Annotated in this window: 17 protein-coding genes; 4 read left to right on the forward strand and 13 right to left on the reverse strand. The window is 43.1% G+C overall.

Annotated elements, in window-relative coordinates; genetic code table 11:
• Window positions 1-226 precede the first annotated feature (226 nt).
• The 7 genes from IHV12_RS19400 to IHV12_RS19430 all read right to left on the reverse strand — a co-directional run bounded on the left by IHV12_RS19400 (window position 227) and on the right by IHV12_RS19430 (window position 9,488).
• A complete protein-coding gene (locus IHV12_RS19400; RefSeq protein ID WP_197132252.1) occupies window positions 227-481 on the reverse strand; it encodes a YciI family protein in 255 nt (84 codons plus the stop codon).
• A gap of 90 nt (window positions 482-571) precedes the next feature.
• Complete coding sequence (locus IHV12_RS19405) at window positions 572-934, reverse strand: DUF3905 domain-containing protein (RefSeq protein ID WP_231620809.1); 363 nt, start codon at window positions 932-934, stop codon at window positions 572-574.
• A gap of 216 nt (window positions 935-1,150) precedes the next feature.
• Entirely contained in the window at window positions 1,151-2,698 is a 1,548-nt protein-coding gene (pruA, locus tag IHV12_RS19410) for an L-glutamate gamma-semialdehyde dehydrogenase (RefSeq protein ID WP_197191946.1), read from the reverse strand.
• Window positions 2,699-3,206: 508 nt separating this feature from the next.
• Complete coding sequence (locus IHV12_RS19415) at window positions 3,207-4,418, reverse strand: CamS family sex pheromone protein (RefSeq protein WP_197132246.1); 1,212 nt, start codon at window positions 4,416-4,418, stop codon at window positions 3,207-3,209.
• 41 nt (window positions 4,419-4,459) lie between these two features.
• A complete protein-coding gene (gene ligA, locus IHV12_RS19420; RefSeq protein ID WP_197191947.1) occupies window positions 4,460-6,466 on the reverse strand; it encodes an NAD-dependent DNA ligase LigA in 2,007 nt (668 codons plus the stop codon).
• A gap of 21 nt (window positions 6,467-6,487) precedes the next feature.
• The gene (gene pcrA / locus IHV12_RS19425) at window positions 6,488-8,728 is read right to left on the reverse strand and encodes a DNA helicase PcrA (RefSeq protein WP_197191969.1); all 2,241 of its coding nucleotides are present in this window, start codon (window positions 8,726-8,728) and stop codon (window positions 6,488-6,490) included.
• 67 nt (window positions 8,729-8,795) lie between these two features.
• Complete coding sequence (locus tag IHV12_RS19430; protein WP_197191948.1) at window positions 8,796-9,488, reverse strand: heptaprenylglyceryl phosphate synthase; 693 nt, start codon at window positions 9,486-9,488, stop codon at window positions 8,796-8,798.
• A 154-nt stretch (window positions 9,489-9,642) separates the two neighbouring features.
• Between IHV12_RS19430 and IHV12_RS19435 the strand changes: the two genes are divergently transcribed.
• Window positions 9,643-10,182 (forward strand): GNAT family N-acetyltransferase, encoded by a 540-nt coding sequence (locus IHV12_RS19435; RefSeq protein ID WP_197191949.1) that lies wholly within the window; start codon window positions 9,643-9,645, stop codon window positions 10,180-10,182.
• Here the strand turns inward: IHV12_RS19435 and IHV12_RS19440 are convergent.
• The 5 genes from IHV12_RS19440 to IHV12_RS19460 form a co-directional block, all read right to left on the reverse strand.
• Window positions 10,179-10,709, reverse strand: a complete 531-nt coding sequence (locus IHV12_RS19440; protein WP_197191950.1) for an NAD(P)H-dependent oxidoreductase — start codon at window positions 10,707-10,709, stop codon at window positions 10,179-10,181. The genes IHV12_RS19435 and IHV12_RS19440 overlap by 4 nt on opposite strands.
• A gap of 81 nt (window positions 10,710-10,790) precedes the next feature.
• Window positions 10,791-11,213, reverse strand: a complete 423-nt coding sequence (locus tag IHV12_RS19445; protein ID WP_197191951.1) for a MarR family winged helix-turn-helix transcriptional regulator — start codon at window positions 11,211-11,213, stop codon at window positions 10,791-10,793.
• Window positions 11,214-11,565: 352 nt separating this feature from the next.
• Window positions 11,566-11,871, reverse strand: a complete 306-nt coding sequence (locus tag IHV12_RS19450) for a YerC/YecD family TrpR-related protein (RefSeq protein ID WP_066242834.1) — start codon at window positions 11,869-11,871, stop codon at window positions 11,566-11,568.
• 17 nt (window positions 11,872-11,888) lie between these two features.
• Window positions 11,889-12,905: a DUF3048 domain-containing protein gene (locus tag IHV12_RS19455; RefSeq protein ID WP_197191952.1), complete on the reverse strand. Its 1,017-nt coding sequence runs from the start codon at window positions 12,903-12,905 to the stop codon at window positions 11,889-11,891.
• Between the two features lie 49 nt (window positions 12,906-12,954).
• A complete protein-coding gene (locus IHV12_RS19460; protein WP_197191953.1) occupies window positions 12,955-14,703 on the reverse strand; it encodes an adenine deaminase C-terminal domain-containing protein in 1,749 nt (582 codons plus the stop codon).
• Window positions 14,704-14,795: 92 nt separating this feature from the next.
• Here IHV12_RS19460 and IHV12_RS19465 point away from each other — a divergent pair, with 92 nt between their 5' ends.
• From IHV12_RS19465 to IHV12_RS23115, 3 genes are all read left to right on the forward strand, one after another.
• Window positions 14,796-15,056 carry a YgaP family membrane protein gene (locus IHV12_RS19465; RefSeq protein ID WP_082861228.1) on the forward strand — a complete coding sequence of 87 codons (261 nt, stop codon included), beginning with the start codon at window positions 14,796-14,798 and terminating at the stop codon, window positions 15,054-15,056.
• An 18-nt stretch (window positions 15,057-15,074) separates the two neighbouring features.
• On the forward strand, window positions 15,075-16,346 hold the full coding sequence (locus tag IHV12_RS19470; protein ID WP_197191954.1) for an MFS transporter: 1,272 nt from the start codon (window positions 15,075-15,077) through the stop codon (window positions 16,344-16,346).
• A gap of 64 nt (window positions 16,347-16,410) precedes the next feature.
• On the forward strand, window positions 16,411-16,515 hold the full coding sequence (locus IHV12_RS23115; protein WP_328086095.1) for an EYxxD motif small membrane protein: 105 nt from the start codon (window positions 16,411-16,413) through the stop codon (window positions 16,513-16,515).
• On the opposite strand, the gene purD is transcribed toward IHV12_RS23115, so the two are convergent.
• A complete protein-coding gene (gene purD, locus IHV12_RS19475) occupies window positions 16,493-17,761 on the reverse strand; it encodes a phosphoribosylamine--glycine ligase (protein WP_197191955.1) in 1,269 nt (422 codons plus the stop codon). The two genes, IHV12_RS23115 and purD, sit on opposite strands and share 23 nt — an antisense overlap.
• Window positions 17,762-17,974: the final 213 nt, after the last annotated feature.

Consider the following 17,974-nt stretch of genomic DNA (forward strand, 5'->3'; position numbering starts at 1 on the left):
GTGTTTTTATTTTTATTACGCATTCACCGGTGAATAGGCTGTTTCCGCCTGAGAGTGTTGAGTTACCACCTGAAAAAGTGCTGTGAGCACCGTCCTGACGCGTGTAACCACCTGAGGATCGCACCGCTTCCACTTGAATGCATCACTTACGCCACACAAATAGCTCTCAAAATAGAAAAAAGAATCTACTTTTTCGTAGATTCTTTCGTTATTGATACTAAATGCTTTAGATTCCCCACTCATGAAGCTCTAAACGGCGTACTCCTTCTTTTACGTAAGGATCTTCTTCCGCTAATTGTTTCGCCTCGTCTAATGACTCAGCTTTATAAATGACCATACCGCCTGCTCCGTCTAAGAATGGTCCTTTTAGATGAACTTTATCTTGTGCAACAAGCTCTGCTAGGTAGTCGAGGTGAGCCTGACGGAACTCTTGATTGAGCTCTGGTTTTTCCATATGTAAAATTGCTGCAAAATATGCCATGTGTGTTACCTCCCTCATTATTACTCTCATCTTACTATAGTCAGCTCTCGGCATAAAAGAAAAAACATCCGGTCAATAAAACCAGATGTTTCAATCTTTACCGTAGCCCGAGTCTTTCGTTGGATGGCGAAGCATGCCTTCTTTCGGCGGTGCTTTCTTTTCGATCAGGTCGCGGTTCATGTTCGTGTTCCAGCCGATATCGTTCGTCGGATGCACCCACTCATCCCCTGCCATCACTTCTGGATCTGTGTCTGTACTCCAGTTGTTGAGAGGAGAATTGGACGAGTCGTAAAGGCTATCTCCAATTACCACACCATGCTCGTTTACAAACGGCGCTTGCATCTTCATACCTGTACCTTTAAAATCAGGCGAACTGATTTGATGAGGCAACGTTTCATCCAAATCGACTTTCTTTTGCTCTTTATCTTTTGACATCTTCACACCTGCTTTCATATCGGTATACGATTAACTTCTCCTGAAGCGACGTGTACAATCCATTTTTTTGTTTGCAGATGGTGCGAAGACTTATAAATTTTTTTGAGGACTTATAAAAAAATTTGAAGACTTATAAATTTTTTTCAAGACTTATAAATTTTGTTGAAGACTTATAAATGAAAAATCCCCACAAAAAAACCCTTTCTCAGGCGAGAAAGGGCTCAATTTCAAAAATTATAGTGTTTCTGAAGTTGTTTTTGCTTGCATGTGAAGTGTTAGGTAGTCTGGGCCACCCGCTTTTGAGTCAGTACCAGACATGTTGAATCCGCCGAACGGCTGGTATCCAACGATTGCACCTGTACATCCACGGTTGATGTAGAAGTTACCTACGTGGAACTCTTCACGCGCGCGCTCGATGTGCTCACGGTTGTTAGAAAGAAGCGCACCTGTTAGACCGTACTCTGTGTTGTTTGCGATTTCCATCATGTGATCGAAGTCACGTGCTTTACATACCGCTACAACTGGTCCGAAGATCTCTTCTTGCATCAGACGAGCTTTTTCATCTACATCAGCAAAGATTGTAGGCTGGATGAAGTAACCTTTAGAGTCGTCGCCTTCTCCACCAGTCATCAGACGGCCTTCTTCTTTTCCGATTTCAATGTACTTCATGATCTTGTTGAAAGAAGCTTGATCGATTACCGGCCCCATGTAAGTGCCAACTTCTTCAGGGCTACCCATCGTTAATGTTTTAGTAAGCGCTACTGCTTTTTCTAAAACTTCGTCGTAAACGTCTTGGTGGATAACGGCACGAGATCCAGCAGAACATTTTTGTCCAGAGAATCCGAACGCAGAGTAAACGATTGAGCTTGCTGCTAATTCAAGATCAGCATCACGGTCAACAACAACTGTGTCTTTTCCGCCCATTTCAGCGATTACACGCTTCAACCAGATTTGGCCAGGGTGTACTTTTGCTGCGCGCTCATAGATACGGCAACCTACTTCACGAGAACCTGTGAATGATACGAAGCGAGTTTTCGGGTGATCTACTAGGTAGTCACCGATTTCTGCACCGCTACCAGGAACGAAGTTAAGTACGCCTGCAGGAAGTCCTGCTTCTTCCATCACTTGTACGAACATTGCTGCGATAACTGGCGTTGAGTTCGCTGGCTTCAACAATACTGTGTTACCTGTAACGAACGCCGCTGCTGCAGTACCTGCCATGATCGCAAACGGGAAGTTGAATGGAGAGATAACGATACCTACTCCAAGTGGGATATAGCTAAATTTATTAATTTCGCCGTCACGGCTTACAACTGGTTGTCCAGCTTTAAGCTTGATCGCTTGGCGTGCATAGTATTCTAAAAAGTCGATCGCTTCAGCTGTATCAGCGTCAGCTTCTTTCCATGGCTTACCTGCTTCTTTTGTAAGCATAGCGGAGAATTCATATTTACGGCGGCGGATGATCGCTGCTGCACGGAACAAAATGTTCGCGCGGTGTTCAGGATCCCACTTTTTCCAAGATTCGAAAGCTGTTAATGCAGCTTGCATCGCTTGCTCAGCATGATCTTGAGTCGCTTTGGAAACAGATCCAATCACTTCTTCTTTGTTAGCTGGATTTATAGAAACAATCTTTTCGTCTGTCGTGATCTTTTCACTGCCGATAACAAGCGGAAACTCTGTACCAAGCTTTGAGTTAATTACTTTTAACCCTGCTTCGTAAGCTTCCTTGTTTGCAGGAACTGAAAAATCCATAAATGGTTCATGACGGTATTCACGTGTCATAATAAATTCCCCTCCTATTAAAGCGTTTTCATTATTCGGTTTCCCACGTTCATTCTACATGAACATAGCGGTTTGTTCAAACAAACTGATAATAGTCAGAATTCTTTATTTTCAAGGGATAAGCCCACTTTGTGCATCTTTTTTCTTTATGTTGAATGATTAATAAGGTTTTGTATGAGTTTATGTGATTTTCGTAGGAGATGGGCGAATAATTATGAATTCTATGTTCTTCTTGAAGTATATTTTTCCAAATAACAAAGAAGCTTTTGGAAGTGGTAGATTTCCGCTCCAGGTTGCTCGCTTTCCGGGGGGCGTGCGGTGAGCCACCCTACCGTTTTGCGTTGGCGGGGTCTCACCTGTCCCGCTGATCCCCCAGGAGTCTCGCACCTTGCGCTCCTATCAACTTGTCATTGAAGTTTTAAAAACCTTCAAAAGCTAAAGTTATTAATACAACGAAACAAAATACAAAAGCCCACTAACCATAACGGTAGTGGGCTTTCTAAAATCCTTATTTACGATAAATATGCACGAATGGTTCTTCTTGTGTTGTTTCGTCCTTCACGATGAGCGCCTCTGGTTGATCAACCGCTGACCCGATATATACTTCTACCGGCACGTTCGGTAGCTCGCCTAGTGCGGACGTCGCGACGAACTGGGTGAAGGAGATGATTTCCGCTTTACCGCGGAACTGAACAGGAATCTCAAGCGTCAATCGCTCTAGGTTGCCGTCTTTATAGTACCCTTTCCCGATTACCCCGATATAGTTAGGGAAATACTCCTGAACCTTTGATTTGAAAGAAGTAAACTTTTCGTAGTCACTTCGCTTCTTTTTTGAAGCTGAGTCTGAAGGGAACAGCACATAATCTTCATCTACGTCTTCCCATGAACTTACTGAGCTGCTTCCTTTTTTCACAACGCCTGACGCAAAGAAGTTTCCAGGCGTTACAGAATCACGTTCTTCTTCTTGATAGAGAGCAAATACAATCGGCACATCTTTAAGCTTTGAATCTGTGCGCAATCGGCTTGCCACTTGTCCTGCTATTTTCTGTGCTTCTTGTTTCACTTTTTCACGCTGGAGCTTCACTTCACCAGGATAGATCAAGCCTTGTTGGTTAACGTCATAATAGTACGTGGAGTTAAAGGATAAACCTACTACCACACCGCCAAGCTTTACTTTACCATCGCCACTCTGAACGAGATAATTGTGTTCAAGAACATAAGAAAGATACTTAGGATTGTTTTTGTTTGCTTCTAGCATCTTATCTTTAAACCCTGGGTCACCTTCGTCAACTTTTACACCTAGCTTAGGATTCAATCCTGTTTGGTCTAGCTCACTCTTGCTCTTTCCTGGTTCTTCATCTGATCTCTTCAGCCAGTTCGTAACCGTAGGCTCATTCAGAAATTGTCCTTCTTGGAAAAAGTACTTGTCTGTACTGAATGTGTCTTGAGCGATGCGCATTAATCCCATCTCAAACTCGTTGATATCAAGCCGGTTATCAACGCCATAACGAATTACACCACGAGCACCACCTGGTTCGAACGGAAAAATACTTCGGTAGTACTTTTCACCAGTATTAATCTCCCCAGTTATAATCGCTTTCTCATCTTTTTTGCCCTTTTCTTGCACGATCTTTTCTTCTTTTTCCAGCTCATCGCCACCCCAGCAGCCGGTCAAAAGCAGTAAAGTACTTAAGAAAAGGAGCCCAACCCGTTTCATCATCACGGACACTCCTCTAGTTTGTTGGTTAGCTCTCGCCAATCTTATTTGTTTAGCTCGTCCACCAATTTTTGCTCATCCCAAATCTCAATGCCTAGCGTCTTTGCTTTATCAAGCTTAGATCCAGCATCTTCTCCTGCGATCAGCATATCTGTATTCTTACTCACGCTTCCTGTCACTTTCGCTCCTAAGCGTTCCAATTGTTCCTTTGCATCATTACGAGTCAAGATAGATAGTTTACCTGTTAACACGACTGTTTTCCCTGCAAAAGGAGTATCAAGATCTTCCACTTTTACAAGCTTCGGACCTTTGTATTCCATGTTCATGCCTAGGGTCTTAAGTTCAGCTACGAGTTCGTGCACTTCTGGCTTTGAAAAATAAAGCAGGATAGAGTCAGCCATCTTTTCACCGATCTCTTCAACAGCTAAAAGCTCTTCTTTAGAAGCACTCATCAAACCATCCATATTTTCAAAACGCTGCGCGATCGTCTTCGCCGCTTTCGCTCCAACGTGACGAATGCCTAGCCCAAACAGAAGACGCTCTAATGAATTTTCTTTCGACTTTTCAATTGCTGCAAGCAAGTTATCTACCGACTTCTCACCCATACGCTCTAATTCTAACAGTTTCTCGCGCTCTAGCTTAAACAAATCGGCAAAGTTTTGTATTAATTTTTCTTTGAATAGCTGTGCGACTACTTTTTCACCGAGTCCATCAATGTTCATGGCGTTTCGCGATACAAAGTGAATGAATCCTTCTCGAATCTGTGCCGGACATTGCGGGTTTAAACAACGCAGTGCTACTTCCCCGTCCAAACGCTCTAGCTTGCTGTCGCACTCTGGACACTCGGTTGGCATATTAAAATCGATCTCATCACCAGTTCGGCGCTCCGTGATTACATTTACGACTTCAGGAATGATGTCACCGGCTTTTTTAACCACAACATAGTCGCCTAGCTTGATGTCTTTTTCACGAATCAAGTCTTCATTATGTAACGAAGCACGCTTTACCGTCGTTCCCGCAACTAACACAGGCTGAAGCAACGCGGTTGGTGTTACAACACCCGTACGCCCGACGTTCAACTCGATACCTTCTAGCTTTGTTACCACTTCTTCAGCAGGGAACTTATAGGCAATCGCCCAACGCGGGTTCTTCGCCGTAAATCCTAGTTCCTCTTGCTGATACAGAGAGTTCACCTTAATTACGATCCCATCGATCTCATATGGAAGGTCTGGACGCTTTTCCTGCCAGCTGTTCACATATTCAATCACTTCATCGATGTTCGCGCATTTCTTCCACTCCGAGTTCGTTTTAAAACCTAAGTGGTTTAAGTACGTTAAGCTTTCGTCGTGCGAATCAACTGAATGACCCTCAAGCTTTCCTACACCATAAACAAAAATATCGAGGTTACGGCTCGCTGCAATCTTTGGATCAAGTTGACGTAGAGAACCCGCTGCAGCATTTCGTGGATTCGCAAAAAGCTCTTGTCCTTCTTCTTCTCGGTGTGCATTGAGCTTTTGGAAGGATTTTTTCGGCATGAATGCCTCTCCTCGAACTTCAAGCATCACATCTTCTTTTAACTTGAATGGAATAGACCGGATCGTTTTTAAATTATTCGTTATATCTTCACCGATTGTGCCGTCTCCGCGTGTAGCTCCACGAACAAAACGACCATCTTGATACGTGAGGGATACAGCTAGACCGTCGATTTTAAGTTCAGCTACATACGATACGTTCGAACCTACTCCATCTCTAACACGGCGGTCAAAATCTCGCAGATCTTGATCATTAAAGGCATTGCCGAGACTCAGCATCGGTACGGTATGGTCCACTTTTTCAAAAAAGTCCAAAACAGCACCGCCTACACGTGAGGTAGGCGAGTGCTCGTCATGAAGTTCTGGATGATTGTTTTCAAGTTCAATCAGCTCTTTCATAAGCTGATCATATTCAGCATCAGGTACCGACGGCTTATCTAGTACATGATATTCGTAATTATATTTTTCTAGCATTTCCCGGAGTTCCAGAATGCGTTCCTTCGCTTGTTCTTCGTTCAACCCGTTCCACTCCTTCTTTTCTTACGCTTTTTCAATCGGGGCAAATTTAGCAAGCAGTCTTTTCACACCTACAGGCTGTGGAAACGCGATGTCGAGTTCCATTGAATCTCCTGAACCTCGCATACTTACAACCGTTCCTGTTTCCCACTTACGGTGTTTGACTTTGTCGCCTACTCTCCACTCCAGTTTCTCCCCACCAGAAGATTGATAGACAGGTGTAACCATTTTCTTTTTCGGTGCCATGAACGATGGCGTTGATCCTCCACCTGAGCGAGCACTTGCTCCCCACGGTACAGATGGCTTTTCTTTTACTTCTGTCTCGATAAGATCTTCTGGAATCTCAGCGATAAAACGCGATTCCGGATTCGTCGTCGTACGTCCATAAAGGGTGCGCATTCTAGCATTCGTTAAGAATAACTCTTCTTCTGCACGTGTGATCCCAACGTACGCCAGACGACGTTCTTCTTCCATCTCATTTTCTTCAAAAAGAGCACGGCTATGCGGGAATACCCCTTCTTCTAGACCCATCAAGAAGACCATCGGAAACTCTAGACCTTTTGCAGAGTGAAGCGTCATCAGAACAACAGATTCTTTTGGCTTGTCATCTGCTGCATCTTCATCGAGCTTATCGATGTCTGCAACAAGTGCCAGATCAGTTAAGAAGGCGATCAATGATTTATCATCTTGTTTCTTTTCAAAGTCTTGTGTAACTGAAATAAACTCGTCGATGTTCTCTAAACGGCTTTGTGCTTCGATCGTTTTCTCTGCTTTTAGCGCATCACGATAGCCCGTCTTGCTAAGCACTTCTTCTGTTAGTTCGGTCACAGAAAGAAATTCCTGCTGACGCGTCCAGTTCGTTACAAACTCAGAGAACTCTCTTAAAGAGTTCGTTGCACGAGCACTAAGACCGATCTGCTCCACTTCTTGAAGGGCTTGATACATGGAGAGATCATTGTTTGCTGCATACTGTGCCACTTTATCCATAGAAGACGCACCGATCCCGCGCTTCGGTACATTAACGATACGCTGAAGAGAAATATCATCGTCCGGATTCGAAATTAATCGAAGATACGCTAAGATGTCTTTTATCTCTTTTCTGTCATAGAACTTTGTGCCTCCGACGATATTGTACGGAATGTTGGACTTGATCAAAACTTCCTCAATTACACGAGATTGAGCATTTGTACGGTAAAGAATCGCGATGTCATTATACGAACGTTTGCCTGATGAAACAGCTTCACGAATCTTACCTGTTACGTAATAGCTCTCACCTTGCTCATCATCACCTTGGTAATACGTGATGCTAGCTCCATCCGTATTATCTGTCCAAAGATTCTTTGGCTTACGGTTCATGTTGTTTTCGATCACTTTATTAGCTGCTTGAAGAATCTTTTTCGTAGAACGATAGTTTTGCTCTAAAAGGATAACTTCAGCATCGTTATAGTCTTTTTCAAACGATAGAATGTTCGCGATATCCGCGCCACGCCAGCCATAGATCGACTGATCCGAGTCCCCTACAACACAAAGGTTGCGGAATCGATCAGCAAGCATCTTCACGAGCATATACTGCGCTCTGTTCGTATCTTGATACTCATCAACATGAATATATTGAAACTTGCGTTGATAGAACTCGAGTACTTCAGGTACTTTTGCGAAAAGTTGGATCGTCGTCATGATCAGATCATCAAAATCTAACGCCTGGTTCTTGCGCAGTCGCTTTTCATAGCCTTCATAAACTTCTTGAACAACACCTTCAAAGTGCCCGTTCGCCACTTTTGCAAAATCTGCTGCTGTTTTTAGTTCGTTCTTTAAAGAGGAAATCGCGCTTAATATTCCGCGAGGTTCGTATTTTTTCGGATCATAGTTCCGATCTTTCAATACAGCTTTTACGACAGACAATTGATCTGTCGCATCTAAGATCGTAAAGTTACGGTTAATTCCGATTCGATCGATATCACGGCGTAAAATTCGTACGCACATGGAGTGGAACGTAGAGATCCAGATTTCTTCTGCTACTGGTCCTGTAATCTTCGCGACCCTTTCTTTCATCTCTCGTGCTGCTTTATTTGTAAACGTGATCGCAAGAATGTTCCATGGTGCCACTTCTTTTTCCATCATTAAATAAGCGATACGATGTGTTAATACTCTCGTCTTACCGCTTCCCGCTCCAGCCATCAATAACAACGGCCCGTCTGTATGTTTTACTGCAGCTCTCTGCTCAGGATTCAATCCTGATAATAGCTTTTCAATCATTTGTTGCATACTCATTCTTCATTCACCGCCCGAACATATATTCTTATTTTTATTCTTACTCATTTTTGAGATTTTATCAACTTTTACCCTTAACCGCTTCAACTGTTTCAATCGCAGCATTTAAGTTGTCATAAATAACGTTCCCAACGACAACTGTATCCGCGAACTCTGACATCTCTTTTGCTTGTTCAGCCGAATGAATGCCGCCTCCATAATAAAGAGTCGTGTTTTCAAGTACTCCTTTTACTTGGCGAACGATATCAACATCACCATACGTGCCGCTGTATTCCAAATAAAAGATCGGAAGCTTAAACATTTTTTCGGCCAAGCGGGCATATGCTACAACATCATCTGCCGAGAGATCTGTGTCGGCACTCGAACGTTCAGCAGCCGTACAATCTGGATTTAAGATGCAATATCCTTCTGTAAGAATCTCTTCCCAGTTCATGATATCGCCAAATTCTTTTAATGCTTCTGTATGAAGCCCCGTAATGAAGTTAGCATCCTTTGCATTTAATACGGTAGGAATATAGTAAAAATCGAACCCTGGTGTAAGTGATTCGATATTAGATACTTCAAGCACACAAGGAACCGCATATCTACGGATACGTGACATAAGGTCTAACGTATTATCAAGCGTTACGCCACTAGATCCCCCTACGATAACAGCGTCCGTTCCGCTCTCACAGATCCGTTCAAGGTCACTGTCACTGATCTCTTTATCTGGGTCTAGCTTAAACACATGCTTCCATTTTTGATAATCAAACATTGTGTTCTTCCTTTCATGTTTAGAAACACCCGTGCTTGCTATTTTAACAAGCCAGTTCTGTACTTCTGCATTATAACAAAAATAAGGTTCTCACTCTATGATTCATCATGTGGAAAGATTGTGAAGTTCATACTGCTTTTTAGGAGGAATAGCTATGCTTATGTGGCATATCGACGACGAAATCATGCTAAAACAAGCAGACGTTAAAGAATCCGAAAACATCTATAGATTGTTAGAAAAATCACGTCAACATCTTGGACCGTGGATCAGCTGGGTCGATTATACTCAATCTAGCGGTGAGATGCGGCAGTTTATTAAAACAGTGAACAAAAAGATGAAAGAACAAACAGACGTTGTTCTTTTTATATGGTATCGAGGACAAGTAGCAGGATCTGTTGCTCTATATGATATTAAGTGGCACAACCAGTCAGGTATGCTAGGTTATTGGGTAGGGTCTGGATTCGAAGGTCATGGAATCGCACAGCGCGCGGTAAAAGGAATGCTGATGTATGCCTATTACACGTTGATGCTGAATCGCGTTGAGCTGCGGGCTGCGGTTCAAAATGAAAAAAGCATCAAGCTCGCCCGCCGACTAGGCTTCCAAGCGGAAGGCGTAGTCCGACAGGCAGAATGGATTCGCGGAAACTGCCGCGACCAAGTCCAAATGAGCTTGATGAAAAATGAATTTCATTAAATTTCAGGATTCAAAACGTATGAGACATAGTTCTGCGCGCTTTGTTCAACAACTTCCTCTGACGCGCGAATCGCACTATGGAAGACGAATGGCGTGATATAACGCGTTCCGATTAAATTAGATGTCGCTTGGAACGGACGAAGCAGTTCGCTCATCGTATAGTGGTTGTAGCCTCCCGCTTGATAAGAGAAGTCTGGTCCGCCTGTTGAGATCGCCAGTACTAATTCTTTTCCATGAAGTGCGTCGCCACCTGGCCCGTATGCCCATCCGAACGCTAGCACTTGATCTTGCCATTCTTTTAATAGAGAAGGTGAGCTGTACCAATAGAACGGAAATTGAAGAACGATTCGATCGTGCTGCAACAGCATACGTTGTTCTTCCTCAACGTTCACTTTCCCGTCTGGATACAGGTCATAAAGTTTTCGAACCGTAACATGATCTTGTTTTTCTATTTCCTCTGCCCATCTTTTATTTACTGTAGAGTTTTGTAGATTAGGATGTGCGATAATGACGAGTGTTTTTTTCATTTGTGTGAGTCTCCTTTATGATTGAAAATTTACAATTTCATTTGCTTGTACAAACAACTTAAATGATATAGAAGAGAGCTCTTATGATTCGAGCTGCCCTGCTGCTAGATGCGTTGCTTTTGTGAGTGCTTTTCCTTCTTCTTCTCCTAAAAGATCGGAGTACGTTCGGTAAAGATCTTTCCATGCTTTTTCTAGATCTGTTTGAATCTCAGTCCCCGCTTGTGTTGGATGGATGTGCGACATCTTGCCTTGCACTTTACGCTCTGCAAGTCCCTTTACAACAAGCTTGTCCACAAATCTTGTGATCGTACTTGGTGTCATGTGAAGTTCTTCTGCTAACTCCGATTGAGAGATTCCCGGTTTGTCGTTTACGAGCATCATCATAAAGCCATGAGTAGGTGTAATTCCTGTTGGTCTAAACGATTCCTCGGCCATTTTGGAAATAACGCGAGAAAGCTTGTTTACGGTAAAATATAAGCAGTTTTCTAGATACTTTTCGGGCATTATAGCACCTCTTTTTACATCGTTAATGTTGTTTGTACATACAAATATAAATTGTAATGTGATTTCTGTCAATATTTTAAGTATATATAGGTGCTTGGCAGCCGCCAAGCTTACATTTCGAGGTTTACAGAGTAGAAAAACTACTGTGCTCAGCCTGAATCCTAAAGTTTTTACTCTCAATCCACAAATTTGAGTACTCAATCCACGAGTTTTAGCGTTGAATCCTAAAGTTTTTACAGTTTATCCACGAGTCTACAATCCTCGACATCTATCGACAAACCCAAAACTCATCCCGCTGCACGACCCTCAAAATGAACAAAAAAACCCACCACTCAGGCAGGTTTTCGGCTCATTATTTCGCTTCTTCCTCTTCATGAACGCGGTCAAGGACCATCGCGTATGCGTCGTTACCAAAGTTCAAACAACGTTTTACACGCGAGATGGTCGCCGTGCTCGCTCCTGTTTCACTCTCGATCTTGTGATAGGTTTTTCCTTCACGAAGCATGCGCGCCACTTCAAGTCGCTGTGCCAAAGATTGAATCTCGTTCATCGTACAAAGATCATCAAAGAATCGATAGCATTCTTCCATATCTTTTAGCGACAAAACCGATTCAAAAAGCTGATCTAATGCTTTTCCTCGTAATTTATCAATTTGCATGAAACATGCACTCCTTTTTATTGCATCTTAACCGAATCTTTCATTCCACCCGGTACAATGTTAATCCATGTCTTTCCTGGAACAAACGCTCCACCGTCCGGAACGATTCTTCCATCTTCGTTTTTCCACGAAATGTTTTGTGCGACACCATTCTGAATCAGAATCGCATCTCCGCCTGACGTTAAATTGATCTCTCGTCTGCCGGCATCATCGATTACCCGGTGTGCCGCTTCAACAATGAATACATTGCTAACCGTAATGGGTGTTTCGGTTTCACGATCTATCGTTGGTTCATTGTTGCTGCTTCTCGCGTACGTCTTCTTCTTAATAGAGTACGTGAATCCTACTGTTTCCCCACCTGGATAAGAAATCTGAATCTCGTTTGCAGGCGTACCTTCTATAGCTTTAGCACTCTCAATTGTTAAAAATGAAAGCATATCCAGATCATCTGATTGCTCAGCGCCGATCTTCTCCATCCCTTTTTGAATATTTTCATAGGTGATGTAAGAGTTGTGAGGCGCTTTTCTAAAATCAGCCCGATTGAACAGAACACCATCGTACTCCATTCCGTTCAGGTGATCAATCGTTCCGCTATCGAGAATCTCTTTCGCTTCAGGACTGAATCCGTGTGCCACGAATAGTGCATCGTAGCCACGTGAGAGCTCGATGTAATAATCTCTCGCGCTGCGAACCGGACCTACTACTTCTGGCATCTCACTTTGGAAGATCGCTAAAAAGCGTGTAAGTTCTCCCTCAGCTAATACTTCGTAAACGATATCAGCTTTATGAAGTCCAGATTGCGGTCGTGCTTTCGGATGGTTGTTCACCATGACCGAAACCGCACGATGATCTACCTCTTCATTCGTTCCCAAACCAGTAAGTGGATAAACAGAGTAAAACTCCTCTTTTTTTGAATCCGTCGCTTCAGCTTTATCTACTTTACCTTCTTCTAATACTTTATCTCTTGCGCCTTTACATGCAGACAGCGTTAATACCATCATGATCGACATCAAGATGACGTACCACTTTTTCATTGGGCTCACTACCTTTGTATCGTATTATTTTGCCCAATCCTTTTCTATATTAACGCATAATCGAAGGAAAGAGTAACCCTTTCTTTTTTACATCGTAAATGCCTCTTTGCGTAATGCGGATGTAAGGCAAGTGTGTGGATGAGAAAAACAAAAGCGAGTAGATCGGATCTTCGTATTGATAGCCTCTTTCTCTTAATGCACTCGTTAATCTTTTCTCTTCTACCACTAGTTCTTCTATACTAAGATTCGACATTCCTCCCGCTAAAGGAAGTTTTATCTCAGCGACGATATCGCCTCTCTCCGCAAGAACGATGCCTCCGCCGACTTCTTTTAAGCGTTCGAACGCCACAGCCATATCTTTTTTGCTTTTTCCGATGATCAAAAGATCTCCCGTATTGGAATACGAGCTCGCAAATCCATACAGATTTTTCGCAAAACCCTTTACGACTGTATTGATTCTCCACTTTCCTTCTTTATCGATCAGCATTAAGAAACACTCATCCGATTCTTCGTTAATCTCTTCAGAAAAAGGATTGATCGATACATTATATGGCCGTGTGATGACACTATTGTACATTTCTATTCCAACGAGACCTGAAAACTGAAAATCCTCGTCTTGGAGGTCCCATGTGATCTCTCTTTTTTTGATGCCATGACCTTCCCAATCAAATTGAAAGTCACGATCCTCACTTACATCCTTACCGTCACGCTTCATCCATTTTCCTTTTGCCAAAACAGATTCAGGCAGCGGATTTGTTACATCATCTAAAATATTCAGATGAGCGACCCGCCCTGCGGCAACCATGCCAAAGAGGTGATCCAGACCATAATATCTAGCCACGTTATAAGAGACCATCATATACGCATCCACTGGATCGAGTCCTGCTTCAAGCGCGATCTCTAGCATCTTATCAGTAACACCTTCTTCATAAAAAGCAGGTGTGGATCCATCAGTCGTCATAAAGATTCGTTCATAGTTCGTGATACCTTCTTCTTTCATCTGACGCAATAATTTCGGCAGATCAGGACGAATGGAAGAATAACGAAGCGATACTTGAAGCCCAGCATTCAATCGGTCCATCACTTCTGTACCTGTCATCGCTTCATGATCACAATCCACACCGAGCAACGTCATCGCGGTTAATGTTTTCTCAGAAGCTCCTGGCAGATGTCCCTCGATCTTCTTACCCGCCTTCTTCGTCTTCAGCATCCAATGCAAAAGCGTATCATCGCCATGCAGAACACGCGGCCAGCTCGTTAATTCACCACCTTGAAGAACATAGGGGCTTTCAAGCAGCTGTCTCACGCTTTTTTCCGAAAAATAATTCTCTTCTTCCAAGAGCTCAGTTTGTGCGTCATAACGGCACCACCAAAAGAAATTAGAAGGCAGATCGTTCACGTCCTCCATAAAAGAAAGCGCTTTCGAAATATTCATTTCAAAAAGCAGCATAAAGTTATCGGCTAAAAATACAGACGTTCCACGCTGCAATGCATATCGCGAGAGCGACTGGGGATTATAAAGTTGAAACGGATGACAATGAGGTTCAATGTATCCCGGCACAACAAACTTACCTTCTAGATCTGTGATTTCCGTTCCTGTTGTATGTTCAGGCATCTTTTCGCCTACATAGACGATGCGGTCTTGAAGGATCCATATGTTTGCTTTTACCCATTTTTTTAGAGCTGTGTTCAAATAAGTAGCGTTTGTTAAGACAAGCGACGGTGCCAATTCACCTTGAATGACGGCCACCTGTTTGCGCATTTGCGCTTTTGTCCAAAAAGCAATGTGTTGGTTCATGTTGGATCACCTGTCTTCTCTCTGAAAATTTCGTTTTTTCAAGAATACCATATTCGCTAAGCAAATTGGTGAAAATTGAAAGGAGTATCACAATGAGACAAAATATTGGATTAGTTAATAGCATGATTCGTATTATTGCAGGTCTGACACTGCTTTCTGTTTATACAGCAAAACTGACAAGAAAACCTTACAAAGAGTCATACATCCTTATGATTTTAATGGGTGCGATGAAAGTAGCAGAAGGAATCGTTCGCTACTGCCCAGTGACTGACCTTCTTCACAAAAGCAAAGAAATGAACGACATGGATCTTGGTAACATCGCGGAAGAAGGTTCGCCGTTCAACCCTTCATAATAAGAAGGAGGCAGCACTATGCCCACTCATTCTTTATTAAAAGGCAACAGACCTCTGTTCAGTCTATTGGTCGTTGTCTTTATTACCCATCTTGGCTCGTATCTTGTCTTGCCTGTCCTTCCCATCCTGTTAAAAGTGGAAACCGGACTAACAGCAGCACAGATTGGGTTTACTCTCGCTGTTATCTCGATCTTCATGCAAGTAGGAAGTGTAGTCGGAGGCGTATTCGCTGACCGAACAGGCAGACGTTTTATCATCGCGCTTGGTGCTTTAATACGGGCTGGCGGGCTGATAGGTTTCGCTTATTTTTCAAGTTATTCACTCATATTGTTAACTGCTGCGATCAGCGGGCTTGGTCTTGGGCTCAATGCACCTTCCACAAAAGCATTTATTTCGTCTCTCGTTCAAGCAGATATGAGATCTACTGCTTTTTCATTACGCGGAATCTTTGCCAACATAGGAATGGCGATTGCAGGATTGACGGTTTTTGCTTTATTTACAGGAAGTTCAAAACTAATCTTCATCACCGCCGCTGTTATCTATTTAGGAGCAAGTGTGATCAGCTGGTTCTTCTTGCCTGCAGGCTGTGGGGACGAAAACTGCCGAGAAGTAAAGTGGAGTGAATATCGACAAGCGTTAAAAAACATTCCCTTCCTCGTTTTTGTGATCGCTACCATCTTTGTTTGGGCTCTTTACGTACAGTTTGCACTCGTGCTCCCGCTTCGAGCAGAAAATGTGTTATCTAACGGAAAAGATATAAGCATCATCTGGACCATCAACAGCATCACGGTCATATTGACTCAAACGCTCATTACCAAAAATATTATCCGAAACATCCATCCCCTCACTTCTGTTGGTATAGGGGCAATCTGTATCGGATCAGCTCTTGGAAGTTTGTATTTTGCGAACACTTTATTCTTCTTTGTTTTTACCGGTATCATCTTTATCACAGGCGAGATGTTGATCATGCCTACGTTGGATACATCGATCTCACAACTTGCGGCTGCTAAGTTTCTTGGCATGTTCTTTGGATTAGCAAGCGTCTTTACAGGGATAGGAGAAGCGATAGGAAATTCAATCGGAGGACGATTGTTTGAAGTCGCAGATGGCGGACAAAGTGCTGTTCCTTATGTGACGTACGTGATAGCAGGTTTTGTCATCTTTATTGGGATGCAGCTCTTGCGGCGGTGGAAACCGTTGTCTATTATACAACCACCCAAACCCATGGCAACCGCAGCTCCGAACACGGACTCGGCCACGTCTCATCCAAATCCAATTAATGAAGGCTGACGAACAAGGTTTTGATCAACCATTGTCCCTCAGCCTTCAACATTCCATATAGGAGGTTAGCCATATGAGTTACGAATATTTAATGGATACAGCTTTTCTCTACATTCTGCTGATTGGCGGAATCATCGCCATCTCGTTTGTGTTTATTAAGAAGAGACGTGCGAAATAGCTCGAAACCCGATATCTTTGCGATAGAATGAGCCTTCGCACGTGATTTTCTTCATTTCTTTATATACGTTCTCCTGAGCTTCATTTAGTGAACGTCCTTTAGAGGCTACCAATAATACTCGGCCACCATCCGTTAGAAGAGATTCATCTTCTCTTTTCGTACCCGCGTGAAACACGTTAGAATCACCTTGAATGTTTTCTAGCCCACTGATTTCTTGAGCTTCTGAAGACGAAACAGGGTAACCTTCGGATGCAAGAACAACACCTAGGACGGATTCTTCAGACCATTGAAGTTCCGGCTTTTTGCCGTTTAAAAGAGAGAGAAGCAGATCATCTAGATCGTTTTTTAGTCGAGGCAGAATCACTTGTGTTTCAGGGTCACCAAAGCGTGCGTTAAACTCGATCACTTTCGGCCCATTCTTCGTTAAGATTAAGCCTGCATAAAGAATTCCTGTAAAAGGAGTTCCTTCTTCTTTCATCGCAGCAACAGTTGGCTGAACGATTTCTTTGATGGCTTTTTGAATATCAGCTTCAGAAATTTGAGGAACAGGTGAATATGCCCCCATCCCACCTGTGTTCGGACCCTTATCCCCATCATAGGCACGTTTATGATCTTGAGCGATCTCCATCGGAAGGAAAATTTCATCGTGCACAAAAGACATTAATGAAAATTCTTCCCCTTCAAGAAATTCTTCAACAACAACCGTTTCGCTCGCCGAACCAAAGCGTTTGTCTACCATCAGCTCATGTAGACCCTCTTCCGCTTCTTCTAAGGTCATTGCCACAATGACACCTTTACCTGCGGCAAGCCCGTCCGCTTTCAACACGATTGGTGCGCCTTTTTCTCGAACGTAAGCTAGAGCTTCATCATGATTCGTAAACGTTTCTGATGCAGCTGTTGGGATGTCGTACTTTTTCATAAGGTCCTTCGCGAACGATTTTGAGCCTTCGATCTCTGCTGCCGCTTTAGATGGACCGAAGATAACAAGGTCTTCTTCCGTGAAACGATCTACGATGCCTTCTAGTAGAGGCACTTCAGGGCCAACGAAAGTTAATCCGATTTCGTTTGTTTTTGCAAAAGTGACAAGCTCTTCGATGTTGGTTTCTTTGATGGAAACGCATGTTGCTTGTTGAGCCATGCCTGGGTTTCCTGGTGCAGCAAACACTTGTGTGACACTCGGGCTGTTGGCAAATTTCCACACGAGCGCATGTTCACGTCCACCTTTGCCGATTACAAGAACGTTCATGAATTGCTACCTCCTTTTTTTAAAATAAATAGAAACGGCCTCATGAACCGCTTCTGTTTATTTTTTTATATCTAGAATACAGAACGTTGGAAGATCTTTAAAATCTTTTTCATCACTGAATAGTTGATTGGAGTGCAAGGTGCGAGACTCCTGGGGGATCAGCGGGACAGGTGAGACTCTTAACAGCGCAAAGCGCTAAGAGGCTCACCGCAC

The sequence above is a fragment of the Fictibacillus sp. 7GRE50 genome (genome assembly GCF_015903875.1).
Taxonomy (GTDB): domain Bacteria; phylum Bacillota; class Bacilli; order Bacillales; family Fictibacillaceae; genus Fictibacillus; species Fictibacillus phosphorivorans.